We start from the raw sequence: 12,188 nt of genomic DNA, 5'->3' as shown, positions 1-12,188 counted from the left end.
TTAGCACGAGGTCAGGCGACTGCCTGCATCTGGGTGGTCATGGCGATCTCGGCGCGGCGACGTTTCTCCGCCTTGGCCATCAGATACCAGCTGCCGAAGGTGAACAACGACACCGACAGCAGGATCAGGCTGGCCACCGCGTTGATCTCGGGTTTCACCCCGAGTCGCACCGCCGAGAAGACCTCCATCGGCAGGGTGGTCGAGCCCGGGCCGGAGACGAAGCTCGCCAGCACCAGGTCATCCAGCGACAGGGCAAACGACATCATGCCGCCCGCCGCCAGCGAGGGGGCGATCATCGGGATGGTGATCAGGAAGAACACCTTCCAGGGCTTGGCCCCCAGATCCATGGCAGCCTCCTCGATGGAGAGATCCAGCTCCCGCAGGCGGGCCGACACCACGATCGCCACATAGGCAGTACAGAAGGTGGTGTGCGCGATCCAGATGGTCACCATGCCCCGCTCGGCGGGCCAGCCCACCAGCTGGGCCATGGCTACGAACAGCAGCAGCAGGGAGAGACCGGTGATCACCTCGGGCATCACCAGCGGCGCCGTCACCATACCGCCGAACAGGGTCCGGCCACGGAAGTGCGGGATCCGGGTCAGCACGAAGGCCGCCACCGTCCCCAGTGCCACCGCCGCGATGGCGGTATAGAAGGCGATCTCCAGCGAACGCAGTACCGAACCTATCAACTGCTTGTTGTCGAGCAGGCCGAAATACCACTTCAGCGACCAGCCACCCCATACAGTCACCAGCTTGGAGGCGTTGAAGGAGTAGATCACCATGATGATCATCGGCAGGTAGATGAACAGCAGCCCCAGCCACAGCATCAGCTTGGCAAAACCAAAGCGCCTCATACTTTACCCTCCAGCTCTTTGGCCTGGTTGCGGTTGAACAGGATGATCGGAATGATCAGCACCGCCAGCATCACCACCGCCAGGGCGGACGCCACCGGCCAGTCACGGTTGTTGAAGAACTCCTGCCACAGCACCTTGCCGATCATCAGGGTCTCGGGGCCGCCCAGCAGCTCCGGAATGACGAACTCGCCCACCACCGGGATGAACACCAGCATGCAGCCAGCGATGATGCCGTTCTTGGAGAGCGGCACCGTGATCTGCCAGAACCGGGTCAGGTTGCGGGCGCCGAGGTCGGAGGCCGCCTCCAGCAGGCTCTGGTCGTGCTTGACCAGGTTGGCGTAGAGCGGCAGCACCATGAACGGCAGGTAGGAGTAAACGATGCCGATGTAGACCGCCAGGTTGGTGTTGAGGATCTGCAGCGGCTCGTTGATGAGGCCGATGCCCATCAACAGACTGTTGAGCAGGCCGTTGTTGCTGAGAATGCCCATCCAGGCGTAGACCCGGATCAGGATCGCGGTCCAGGTCGGCATCATGATGAGCAGCAGCAGAACGGTCTGGGTCTCCTTGTTGGCCCGGGCGATGGAGTAGGCCATCGGATAGCCGATCAGCAGGCAGAGCACTGTGCTGATGAAGGCCATCTTGAGGGAACCGAGGTAAGCCGCAATGTAGAGCTCATCCTCCTGCAGCAACAGGTAGTTGCCCATGTGCAGCAAGATGGTGAGCTGATCGTCGGCCCAGCTCACCACGTCGGTGTAGGGCGGGATCGCCACGTCCGCTTCGGCGAAGCTGATCTTCACCACTATGATGAAGGGCAGCAGGAAGAACAGGAACAGCCAGAAGAACGGGATGCCGATCACCAGCTGCCGCCCCCCCAGTGCCTTCAGTCGTCTCAATGCCATCATGATTGCAGCACCACGCCGCTGTCATCTTCCCAGTAGAGGAACACCTGGTCATCCCAGGTCGGCCGCTTGCCGTGGCGTTCGGCGTTGGCGATGAAAGCCTGAACGATTTTGCCCGAAGGCAACTGGATGTGATAAACCGAATGACCGCCCAGATAGGCGATGTCATAGACTTCGCCCTTGGTCCAGTTGAAGTCAGGATGCTCGATCTCCACTGGCTTTTGCAGGCTCATCAGCAGTTTTTCCGGCCGCAGGGCGTAGGTGACCTTCTTGTTCTCGGCGCGGGAGCTGATGCCGTGGCCCACATAGATGGGCTGCTCCAGATCGGCGCATGCGATGGTGGCGTGGTCCTGCTCATCCTCCACCAGCAGGCCGTCGAACAGGTTGACGTTGCCGATGAACTCGCACACCAGCCGGCTGGCCGGGGTTTCGTAGATGTCCATCGGGCTGCCGATCTGTTCGATGCAACCCAGGTGCATGATGGCGATCCGCTCGGCCATGGTCATCGCCTCTTCCTGATCGTGGGTCACCATGACACAGGTTACCCCGACCCGTTCGATGATCTCGACCAGCTCGAGCTGCATCTGGGAGCGCAGCTTCTTGTCCAGCGCCCCCATGGGCTCATCCAGCAACAGCAGCTTGGGCCGCTTGGCCAGGGAGCGCGCCAGTGCCACCCGCTGGCGCTGGCCACCGGAAAGCTGATGGGGCTTGCGGCGGGCATACTGGGTCATCTGCACCAGCTTGAGCATCTCCTCCACCCGGGCATCGACCTCCGCCTTGGGCAGGCCATCCTGCTTGAGGCCGAAGGCGATGTTTTGCGCTACCGTCATGTGGGGGAACAGGGCGTAGGACTGGAACATCATGTTAATGGGGCGTTCATAGGGCGGTATGTCGGTGATGTCGACCCCGTCGAGGAACAAGCGCCCCTCGGTGGGACGCTCGAACCCCGCCAGCATCCGCAGCAGGGTCGACTTGCCGGAGCCGGACCCGCCCAGCAGGGCGAAGATCTCGCCCTTGTGGATGTTGAGGGACACGTTGTCGACCGCCAGCGTTTCATCGAACTGCTTGCTTACCCTGTCTATCTTGACCAGCACTTCTTTGCGTTGCTGGCTGCCCTCGAGGGCTTTCTTGTAGGCACTGGAGGCTATCGCCATTACCAAACTCCCAAAGGTAATACCGGCCGGGGCCGATCCATAAAACAGTCTGGCGCCCCGGGATGGGCGCCAAGGTTAGGTTCCGGACTTGATCTTGGTCCAACTCCGGGTGATCAGGCGCTGCACCGCGCGGGGATGTGCCTGCTGCACATACAGCCGCTCCAGCACCGCCTGGGGTGGATAGACGGACTCGTCATTGCGCACGTGCTCCTCCATGAACTCCCCCGCCTTGGCGTTGGGGTTGGCGTAGCCCACATGATTGCTGATCTGGGCAATCACCTCGGGCTGCAGCACATAATTGATGAGGGCGTGCGCCTCTTTCACGTTGGTGGCATCGGCCGGGATCGCCATCATGTCGAACCAGAGGTTGCCCCCCTCCTTCGGTATGCTGTAGGCGATCTTGATCCCCTTGCCGGCTTCGTCGGCACGGGCCGCCGCCTGCAGGATGTCGCCGGAGAAACCGGCTGCCACACAGATGTCGCCGTTGGCGAGATCGCCGATGTACTTGGAGGAGTGGAAATAGGCCACGTAGGGACGCACCTTGAGCAGCTGCTCCTCGGCGCGCTTGAGATCCGCCGGATCCTGGCTGTTGGGGTTGAGCCCCAGATAGTTGAGCGCCGCCGGGATCATCTCGTCTGCCGAGTCAAGGAAGGCGACCCCGCAACGGGCCAGTTTCTGCATGTTTTCCGGTTCGAAGATCACGGCCCAGGAATCAATCTTGTCGACCCCCAGCACGGCCTTCACCTTGTCGATGTTGTAACCGATGCCGTTGGTACCCCACAGATAGGGCACGGCGTACTGATGACCCGGATCCACCTTGTCGAGCTGCTTGAGCAGCACGGGATCCAGATTGGCCAGATTGGGCAGCAGGGCGGGATCCAGCTTCTGGAAGGCCCCCGCCTTGATCTGTTTGGCCAGGAAATTGTTGGAGGGCACCACCAGATCGTAACCGGTGCGTCCGGTCAGCAGCTTGCCTTCGAGGGTTTCGTTGGAATCAAACACGTCATAGACGGTCTGGATCCCGGTCGCCCGCTGAAAGTCGCTGAGGGTGGTCTCGCCGATATAGTCGGACCAGTTGTAAAAGTGGACCACAGGGGCTGCCTGAGCCACATTTGCCAACCCCAGAGCCAGGGCCATCGTCACTATCTTGGTTGTGTGCACTTACTCAGTCCTCTTAATGTGTGATTTGCCAGTCGCGCATCCTTACGCGCCGTCCAACCTGTCGGGTGGGTCACCTCCCTCCCGGCCGAACTGCGGACCGGGAGGGGCACTCGTCACTTACTTGCCTGACTTGATCTTGGTCCAGCTACGCGTCATCAGACGCTGCACCTTGGCCGGCAGATCCGGGAAGGTGTAGATCTTGGCCAGCGTCTCGTCGCTCGGGTAGATGCCCGGATCGTTGCGGATCTTCTCGGACACCAGCGGCACGGAAGCCTTGTTGCCACTCGGGTAGCTGACGGCGTCGGAGATCTTGGCGATCACCTCCGGCTTCATCAGGTAGTTCAGGAACACATGGGCCGCTTCCACGTTCTTGGCATCGGCCGGGATGGCCAGCATGTCGAAGAAGCTGCCTGCCCCCTCTTTCGGGATCACGTAGGTCAGGTTGACGCCGTTCTTGGCCTCGATCGCCCGCGACTTGGACTGCTGCAAGTCACCGGAGTAACCGACCGCCACGCACAGGTTGCCGTTGGCCAGATCCGAAATGTATTTGGAGGAGTGGAAGTAGGCGGTATAGGGACGGATGGAGAGGAACAGCTCCTCCGCCTTCTTCAACTCGTCCGGCTTCTGGCTGTCCGGCTTGAAGCCCAGGTATTGCAGGGCAGCCGGCAGCATTTCGGTCGGCGAGTCGAGGAAGGAGACACCGCACTCCTTCAACTTGGCCATGTTTTCCGGTTTGAACACCAGATCCCAGGAATCCACCGGCGCCTTGTCACCCAGCACGGCTTTCACCTTCTCCGGGTTGTAGGCATAACCGATGGTGCCCCACAGGTAAGGAATGGAGTACTGGTTACCCGGGTCGCTCGGTTCGAGCGCCTTGAGCAACGAGGTATCCAGGTTTTGCCAGTTGGAGAGCTTGGACTTGTCCAGCTTCTGGAACACGCCCGCCTTGATCTGCTTGGCCAGGAAGGGGTTGGACGGCACGACGATGTCATAGCCCGAACTGCCGGCCAGCAACTTGGCTTCCAGCACCTCGTTGCTGTCGAACACGTCGTAGACCACCTTGATGCCCGTCTCTTTCTGGAAGTCTTCCAGCGTGTTTGGCGCGATATAATCGCTCCAGTTGTAGACGTGCAACACCTTGTCCTCGGCCATCGCCCCGGTACTCATCATGACCAGTGCCACAGAGGCTGCAATCATTCCCGTTTTGAAAGACATCGTCCTTGTCTCCTAAGCAAATTGTATGCGCAAGCCAACCTGCCCGGCGCTCGCCTATCCCCGCAGCTTTGCCGCCGTCAGATCGAGACTGAGCCTGGCCAGATTGACCAATTCATCCACCTGTTCCTCGGTGATCACCAAGGGGGGCGATATGATCATGGTATCGCCGACCGCCCTCATCACCAAGCCATTGTTAAAGCAGAACTCCCGACAGGTCATACCGGCCTGCAGCCCAGCCGGGAAGCGGCTGTTGGTCTGCTTGTCCTGCACTATTTCCAGCGCGGCCACCAAGCCTTTGCCACGGGTTTCACCCACCAGCGGATGGTCCGCCAGCTCCGCCCAGCGGCGCTGCAAATAGGGGCCGATGGTATCATGAACTCGCTTAACTATGCTTTCGTTTTGCATAAGCGTAATGTTGGCAATCGCCACGGCGCAGGCCACCGGATGACCGGAGTAGGTGAAGCCGTGGTTGAACTCGCCCCCCTCTTCCACCAGCACCTTGGCGACCCGGTCCCCCACCATCACGGCCCCCATCGGCAAATAGCCTGAGGTGATGCCCTTGGCCAGGCACATGAGATCCGGCTTGATGCCGAAGCCTTCGCTGGCGAACCAGTGGCCGGTACGGCCAAAGCCGCAGATCACCTCGTCGGCGATCAGCAGGATGCCGTACTTGTCGCAGATGCGCTGGATCTCCGGCCAGTAGCTGTCGGGCGGGATGATGACGCCGCCGGCGCCCTGGATCGGCTCGCCGATGAAGGCGGCTACCTGGTCTACCCCCAGTTCCAGAATCTTCTCCTCCAGCTGACGGGCACGGGCCAGCCCGAATTCATGGGCGCTCATCCCCTGCCCCTCGCCGAAGTGATAGGGCTGGTCGATGTGCACGATACCGGGGATCGGCAACCCGCCCTGGGCGTGCATCCCCTTCATGCCACCCAGGCTGGCGCCCGCCACGGTGGAGCCGTGGTAGGCGTTGTGGCGGCTGATGATCACCTGTTTGCCCGGCTGCCCCTTGCTGGCCCAGTAGTGGCGCACCATGCGCAGCACGGTATCGTTGCACTCGGAGCCCGAGCCGGTGAAGAAGACGTGGTTGAGGTGCGGCGGCGTGATCTCGGCCAGCAGGGTCGCCAGCTCGGCAGCGGGCGGGTGGCTGGTCTGGAAGAAGAGGTTGTAGTAGGGCAGTTGCTGCATCTGGCGGGTGGCGGCGTCCACCAGCTCCTGGCGGCCATAGCCCAGGTTGACGCACCACAGGCCGGCCATGCCATCCAGAATGCGCTTGCCTTCAGAGTCTTCCAGATAGACGCCTTCGGCCCGGGTGATGATGCGGCTGCCTTTCTTGTTCAGTGCCTGAAAATCGGTAAACGGATGCAGGTGATGGCTGGCTTCCAGTTGCTGCCACTCACGGGTGGTATGCTGCATTGCTTGCTCCTCGGTTCCTTCGATTTAAGCGATGTTTGTTGGTCAGTTGATGAGGTACAGACAACTCCCCCGGTCACGGTGACGCACCGGGTGTCGTGCAGTGCCTGCGCCCCAACTGTCTCGATTCACGCGGGAGGGGCTGGCGGCCCCTCCGGGCAGGGTGATGCGCGACCGACGCGCATCCGGGTCACACGTTCAGCAGCAGGAACTCCCGTTCCCAGCGGCTGATCACCCCGAAGTAGGTCTCATATTCCTTGCGTTTGACCGCCACGAAGGCCCGGGTAAAGCGCTCGCCCAGCATCTCCTTGATAGGGTCGCACTGCTCCAGGTGGCTCAACGCCTCCTCCAGCGAGCGGGGCAGGCTGTAGGGCAGCTCATAGGCGCTCGACTTCATCTCCGGCAGCGGTTCCAGCTTCTCCATCATGCCGAGGTAGCCGCAGGCCAGGGTGGCGGCCAGCGCCAGATAGGGGTTGGCGTCGGCGCCGGCGAAGCGGTTCTCCACCCGACGGGCACTGGCTTCGGAGAAGGGCACCCGCAGCCCGCAGGTACGGTTCTCCACCCCCCACTGCACGTTGCGCGGCGCACTCTCGCCAAAGGTGAGGCGGCGGTAGGAGTTGACGTTGGGGGCCAGCAGCGCGGTCACCGCCGGCGTGTATTTCTGCAGGCCGGCGATGAAGTGCATGAACAGCTCGGAGTGGCCGCCGTTCTCGGTGCCAAACAGGTTGCGGCCGTTCACATCTTCCAGACTCTGGTGGATGTGCATGGCGGAGCCGGGCTCGTCGCTCATCGGCTTGGCCATGAAGGTGGCGTAAATCCCGTGGCGGTGGGCCGCTTCCCGCATGGTGCGCTTGAACAGGAACACCTGATCCGCCAGATCGACGGCGTCGCCGTGCAGGAAGTTGATCTCCATCTGGGCAGCGCCGGACTCGTGGATCAGGGTGTCCACCTCCAGCTCCTGCGCCTCGCAGTAGTCGTACATGTCTTCAAAGATGGGGTCGAATTCGTTGACCGCGTCGATGCTGAACGATTGGCGGGCTGTCTCGGGGCGGCCGTTGCGCCCTACCGGCGGCACCAGCGGATAGTCGGGGTCTTCATTGCGCTTGACCAGATAGAACTCCAGCTCGGGAGCGACCACCGGTTTCCAGCCCTGCTTCTCGTAAAATGACAGGACCCGACGCAGCACGGAGCGCGGCGCGATGTCGATCAGCTTGCCATTGATGTCGAAACAGTCGTGGATCACCTGGGCGGTCGGCTCCAGCGCCCAGGGTACGAAACGAATGGTGTTGGGATCGGGATAGAGCTGCATGTCCCGCTCCAGCGGGTCGATCATGCTGTCGTCATCCGGATACTCGCCGGTCACCGTCTGGGTGAAGATGACCTCGGGCAGGCGCATGCCCCCCTCGCGCAGAAACTTGTTGGCTGGAATGATCTTGCCTCGGGCATTGCCGGTGAAATCCGGAAACAGGCACTCCACTTCCGTGATGCGATTGCTCTCCATCCAGCCCTTGATACTGTCCATGTTAAACCCCGACTCTACGGTTGCCATTGGCAAGGGTGTCTAATATATGGAACACCCTTGTTATCAAATTGTAATCAACACCACCATAAAAGCCCGCCATCAGGGGCAATGTCAAGCGGTGGTGTTTAAAAAACTATAAATAACGGCGCATATAATGACCATCGCGGGAACAAATACTAAACACCCTGGCGTGGTAACGACCCACTGCAAGCCCGGTGCCAACAAGCTTGCAGGATCCCCCATGTTCTCAGTCAGCCCCTGTCTGAATCGGGTCATTTTTTTGCAAGGGCGCACAATACTTGTCCTCTTTGCTTTGCATGCCTGCATTTTTTTGGTACAAGGCCCGCCCTGATTTGCACTCTCCTGCTTGGATTTGGTGCAAATTCAGGACACAGGGCTTGGTCTGCAGGCAGACAGCCCCCATAAACAGGGATAATTGGGTTAGTAAACTGACTGGTAGTAAATCGTATGTGTGATTTCATGACTGAAGACCAACTGGCCTTTTACAAGGGACAGATCGAGCGCCAGATCCTCGAACTCGAAGATCGCCTCAACTCCCAGGCCAGCCAGGCCATCGCCACCGATACCAACGAGATGGCTGATGAAATTGACCGTGCCAGCATCGAGGAAGCCCGTCGTCTGGAGCTGAACCGCATCGAGCATGACAAGCTGCATCTGCGCAAGCTGCGTGGTGCCCTCAAGCGCATCAGCGAAGGGGATTTCGGTTACTGCGAATCCTGCGGTGACGAGATCTCCCTCAAGCGGTTGCAGGCTCGGCCCGAGTCCCGCTTCTGCGTCGAATGCCAGAGCACCAAGGAGTTCAACGATACCCACGTGTATCGTCGCGTCGCCTGACGCCTCGCTGCCTGCTCACATTCGTGCGGCGAGCGTCGCCAGCGGGGTGGGCATGCAGGTGATAATGAGGACACCAGGCTGCTCACCCTGGCGGCTCACGGCTACGCAGCAACAGAGTGACAAGTTCTGTTAGACTCCGGGCAAGCCCGGAATCTACAGGAGAGCAGAGAGTGAAATGGTTCCTCAAACTGTGCTTGTGTCTGCCGTTGCTGGCACAAGCACAGACCCTCACGGTCAAGGTTCCCAGCCGGCCGATCAACGACCTCGACAAAGAGTACCAGCTCAAGCTGCTGGAACTGGCGCTGACCCATGCCGACCAGCCGTTTCGCATCAAGCAGGTCGAACTCAACCTCAACCAGTACAGCCTGCAGCAACAGCTGAGCAAGGGCCAAACCATCAATGTGTTCTGGATGGGCACCTCCAGCGCCCTCGAATCCTCACTCATCGCCGTGCCGATCCCGCTGTTTCGCGGGCTGGAAGGGCTGCGGCTCTCCTTCATCCACAGCGACGCCCAGGAGAAGTTCAACCAGATCAACTCGCTGGCCGACCTCAAGCAGCTGAAGGCGGCACAGGGGGTGGGCTGGGCCGACAACAAGATCCTGGAGAACGCCGGCATCCCCACCTACTCGGGGCGCTACAGCAACCTGTTTCGGCTGATCAACGACGGTGACAAGCTGGACTTCTTCCCGCGCAACCTGGTGGAGATCTTCGCCGAGCGCAGCGAGCTGGTGGCACAATATCCCAACCTGGTCATCGATCAGCACCTGCTGATCCGCTACCCCTTCGCCGAGTTCTTCTTCGTCAGCCCGGAATCCCCCAAGCTGGCCAAGGCGATCCAGACCGGGCTTGAGCGGGCCTATGCCGACGGCAGCTTCATGAAGTTCTTTCGGGAGAACCCCAAGATCCGCGAGGCCCTGGCCAGCGCCAATCTCGAGCGGCGGGTCACCATCTCCCTGCCCAATCCCGACATGACACCGTTGCTAAAATCCATTCCGGCCCAATATTGGGAGTATCCCCCGCAGGGATGACGAATCTGCCACCTCAACCGGGGTGGCACCCACAGCGCGCCAGGGAGGTGCCATGAAGGGAATCGAGGAGTGGTTTGAACTGTACGGCCAGAGCCACCGGCACCCGGTCAATGTGGCGATCCACAAGCTGGCGGTGCCCGGTATCTATCTCTGCGCCCTGGCCCTGCTCTGGTGCCTGCCGGCCGGGCCGCTGCCGCCGTCGCTCAACTGGGCCGCGCTGGTCGCCATCCCGGTGCTGGCCTTCTATCTGCGGCTGTCGTTTGCGCTGTTTGTGGGCATGACGGTGCTGACCGCACTGGGACTGGTCATTTGCCACAGCTGGCGAGGCTCCTTGCTGTGGCCGGCGCTGGCCGGGTTCGTGCTGCTCTGGATAGCCCAGTTCGTCGGTCACAAGATCGAGGGCAAGCGCCCCTCCTTCCTCGCCGACCTGCAATTTTTGCTGATCGGCCCCGCCTGGGTGCTGGCCAGCCTCTATCGTCGTTTGGGCATTCCCTACTGAGGGAAGCCAACAGGAGAAACCATGAGACATCATCACACTCTTGCTCGCGCCCTGCCGCTGCTGCTGGGCGCACTGATTGCCGGCCCGGCGCTGGCCGACAAGGCCGACCCCGTCGGCGAGGTGAGCACCGCCTTCAAGCTGTTTGGCCCCAACCACAAGATCCTGGTGGAGGCGTTCGACGACCCGCGCATTGATGGCGTCGCCTGCTATCTGGCACGCCCCAAGACCGGTGGCGTCAAGGGCGGACTCGGGCTGGCGGAAGATCCCTCCCACGCCTCCCTCTCGTGCCACCAGATCGGCCCCATCACCCTGCCCGCCAAGCTGAAAGCGGGGGAAGAGGTGTTCGACGTCAGCACCTCGCTGGTGTTCAAGGAGCAGAAAGTGGTGCGCTTTTACGATCAAAAGCGCAACGCGCTGGTCTATCTGACTTACAGCACCAAGCTGGTGGATGGCTCTTACAAGAGTGCGGTCAGCGCCGTGCCCATCATGCCGTGGGGCTGAATCCCCACCATTTATCCCGTGATGACGACCAACATTTGTTGTAATTTAACCACATCATTATCTGCGGAGAGCGCACCATGAGAGTCGCCGTTTTCAGTACCAAGAGCTACGACAAAGAGCACTTCAATCAGGCCAACAGCCAGTACGGTTATGAACTGGAGTTCTTCGACGTGCGGCTGGAGGCCAAGACTGCCCGGCTGGCCCACGGCTTCCCCGTGGTGTGCCTGTTCGTCAACGACGATGCCGACCGTGAGGTGCTGACCGAGCTGGCCACCCACGGCACCAAGGTGATCGCCCTGCGCTGCGCCGGCTACAACAACGTGGATCTGGCCGCCGCCAAGGAGCTGGGGCTGAAGGTGGTGCGAGTGCCCGCCTACTCCCCGGAAGCGGTCGCCGAGCATGCGGTAGGCCTGATGATGACCCTCAACCGTCGCATCCACAAAGCCTATCAGCGCACCCGTGACGCCAACTTCTCGCTGGAGGGCCTGGTCGGCTTCAACATGCACGGCCGCACCGCCGGCATCATCGGCACCGGCAAGATCGGCATCGCCACCCTGCGCATCCTCAAGGGCTTTGGCATGCGCCTGCTGGTGAGCGATCCCTATCCGAACCAGGCGGCCATCGATCTCGGCGCCGAGTACGTGGATCTCGATACCCTGTTCCGCCAGTCCGACGTCATCAGCCTGCACTGCCCGCTGTTCAAGGAGAACTACCACCTGCTGAACAAGGAGGCGTTCGCCAAGATGAAGGACGGGGTGATGATCATCAACACCAGCCGGGGCGGTCTGCTCGACTCCAACGCCGCCATCGAGGCGCTCAAGACCGCCCGTATCGGTGCGCTGGGGCTGGACGTCTACGAGGAAGAGGAGGATCTCTTCTTCGCCGACAAGTCCAACGAGGTGATCACCGATGACGTGTTCCGCCGCCTGTCGGCCTGCCACAACGTGCTGTTCACCGGTCACCAGGCCTTCCTCACCCGCGAGGCGCTGCACGCCATCGCCGACACCACCCTCAGCAACATCCGCGCCATCGACAGCCAGGGGCGCTGCGACAACGAGGTGGAGTAAACCACCGCGCAATAAGCGAG

At 61.2% G+C, this 12,188-nt stretch carries 12 protein-coding genes; 5 read left to right on the top strand and 7 right to left on the bottom strand.

Annotated elements, in window-relative coordinates:
* Positions 1–11: 11 nt before the first annotated feature.
* The 7 genes from PG881_RS10090 to PG881_RS10060 all read right to left on the bottom strand — a co-directional run bounded on the left by PG881_RS10090 (position 12) and on the right by PG881_RS10060 (position 8,218).
* The gene (locus PG881_RS10090) at positions 12–854 is read right to left on the bottom strand and encodes an ABC transporter permease subunit (RefSeq protein WP_011707793.1); all 843 of its coding nucleotides are present in this window, start codon (positions 852–854) and stop codon (positions 12–14) included.
* Positions 851–1,756: an ABC transporter permease subunit gene (locus PG881_RS10085; protein WP_017409743.1), complete on the bottom strand. Its 906-nt coding sequence runs from the start codon at positions 1,754–1,756 to the stop codon at positions 851–853. Before PG881_RS10085 ends, PG881_RS10090 begins: the two co-directional genes overlap by 4 nt.
* Positions 1,753–2,907: a polyamine ABC transporter ATP-binding protein gene (gene potA / locus PG881_RS10080; protein WP_270799736.1), complete on the bottom strand. Its 1,155-nt coding sequence runs from the start codon at positions 2,905–2,907 to the stop codon at positions 1,753–1,755. Before potA ends, PG881_RS10085 begins: the two co-directional genes overlap by 4 nt.
* Before the next feature lie 75 nt (positions 2,908–2,982).
* Positions 2,983–4,044 carry a polyamine ABC transporter substrate-binding protein gene (locus tag PG881_RS10075; RefSeq protein WP_219255756.1) on the bottom strand — a complete coding sequence of 354 codons (1,062 nt, stop codon included), beginning with the start codon at positions 4,042–4,044 and terminating at the stop codon, positions 2,983–2,985.
* A 141-nt stretch (positions 4,045–4,185) separates the two neighbouring features.
* Complete coding sequence (locus PG881_RS10070; protein ID WP_016352333.1) at positions 4,186–5,283, bottom strand: polyamine ABC transporter substrate-binding protein; 1,098 nt, start codon at positions 5,281–5,283, stop codon at positions 4,186–4,188.
* Between the two features lie 54 nt (positions 5,284–5,337).
* Positions 5,338–6,699: an aspartate aminotransferase family protein gene (locus PG881_RS10065; protein WP_270799734.1), complete on the bottom strand. Its 1,362-nt coding sequence runs from the start codon at positions 6,697–6,699 to the stop codon at positions 5,338–5,340.
* 187 nt (positions 6,700–6,886) lie between these two features.
* Positions 6,887–8,218, bottom strand: coding sequence for a glutamine synthetase family protein (locus tag PG881_RS10060; RefSeq protein WP_011707799.1), 1,332 nt, complete (start codon positions 8,216–8,218; stop codon positions 6,887–6,889).
* A gap of 468 nt (positions 8,219–8,686) precedes the next feature.
* On the opposite strand from PG881_RS10060, the gene PG881_RS10055 reads away from it, so the two are divergent.
* From PG881_RS10055 to PG881_RS10035, 5 genes are all read left to right on the top strand, one after another.
* Positions 8,687–9,073 carry a TraR/DksA family transcriptional regulator gene (locus PG881_RS10055; protein WP_010635769.1) on the top strand — a complete coding sequence of 129 codons (387 nt, stop codon included), beginning with the start codon at positions 8,687–8,689 and terminating at the stop codon, positions 9,071–9,073.
* Positions 9,074–9,243: 170 nt separating this feature from the next.
* Entirely contained in the window at positions 9,244–10,101 is an 858-nt protein-coding gene (locus PG881_RS10050) for a hypothetical protein (protein WP_270799732.1), read from the top strand.
* Between the two features lie 52 nt (positions 10,102–10,153).
* On the top strand, positions 10,154–10,600 hold the full coding sequence (locus PG881_RS10045) for an Mpo1 family 2-hydroxy fatty acid dioxygenase (protein WP_270799730.1): 447 nt from the start codon (positions 10,154–10,156) through the stop codon (positions 10,598–10,600).
* A 21-nt stretch (positions 10,601–10,621) separates the two neighbouring features.
* Complete coding sequence (locus tag PG881_RS10040) at positions 10,622–11,101, top strand: CreA family protein (RefSeq protein ID WP_029304959.1); 480 nt, start codon at positions 10,622–10,624, stop codon at positions 11,099–11,101.
* A gap of 77 nt (positions 11,102–11,178) precedes the next feature.
* Positions 11,179–12,168 (top strand): 2-hydroxyacid dehydrogenase, encoded by a 990-nt coding sequence (locus PG881_RS10035; protein WP_017409740.1) that lies wholly within the window; start codon positions 11,179–11,181, stop codon positions 12,166–12,168.
* Positions 12,169–12,188: the final 20 nt, after the last annotated feature.

Origin of the sequence: Aeromonas sp. QDB54, assembly GCF_027707385.1 — a bacterium.
GTDB classification, from domain to species: Bacteria; Pseudomonadota; Gammaproteobacteria; order Enterobacterales; family Aeromonadaceae; genus Aeromonas; species Aeromonas hydrophila.
Note: the sequence above shows the minus strand (reverse complement) of the source record. Positions and strands in the feature narration are given on the sequence as shown.

Excerpts from the sequence above, each read along its gene's own strand:
- PG881_RS10075 (WP_219255756.1), bottom strand. The coding sequence starts at position 4,044 with ATGGCCCTGGCTCTGGGGTTGGCAAATGTGGCTCAGGCAGCCCCTGTG.
- PG881_RS10045 (WP_270799730.1), top strand. The coding sequence starts at position 10,154 with ATGAAGGGAATCGAGGAGTGGTTTGAACTGTACGGCCAGAGCCACCGG.
- potA (WP_270799736.1), bottom strand. The coding sequence starts at position 2,907 with ATGGCGATAGCCTCCAGTGCCTACAAGAAAGCCCTCGAGGGCAGCCAG.
- PG881_RS10085 (WP_017409743.1), bottom strand. The coding sequence starts at position 1,756 with ATGATGGCATTGAGACGACTGAAGGCACTGGGGGGGCGGCAGCTGGTG.
- PG881_RS10040 (WP_029304959.1), top strand. The coding sequence starts at position 10,622 with ATGAGACATCATCACACTCTTGCTCGCGCCCTGCCGCTGCTGCTGGGC.
- PG881_RS10065 (WP_270799734.1), bottom strand. The coding sequence starts at position 6,699 with ATGCAGCATACCACCCGTGAGTGGCAGCAACTGGAAGCCAGCCATCAC.
- PG881_RS10060 (WP_011707799.1), bottom strand. The coding sequence starts at position 8,218 with ATGGACAGTATCAAGGGCTGGATGGAGAGCAATCGCATCACGGAAGTG.
- PG881_RS10090 (WP_011707793.1), bottom strand. The coding sequence starts at position 854 with ATGAGGCGCTTTGGTTTTGCCAAGCTGATGCTGTGGCTGGGGCTGCTG.
- PG881_RS10070 (WP_016352333.1), bottom strand. The coding sequence starts at position 5,283 with ATGTCTTTCAAAACGGGAATGATTGCAGCCTCTGTGGCACTGGTCATG.
- PG881_RS10055 (WP_010635769.1), top strand. The coding sequence starts at position 8,687 with ATGTGTGATTTCATGACTGAAGACCAACTGGCCTTTTACAAGGGACAG.
- PG881_RS10035 (WP_017409740.1), top strand. The coding sequence starts at position 11,179 with ATGAGAGTCGCCGTTTTCAGTACCAAGAGCTACGACAAAGAGCACTTC.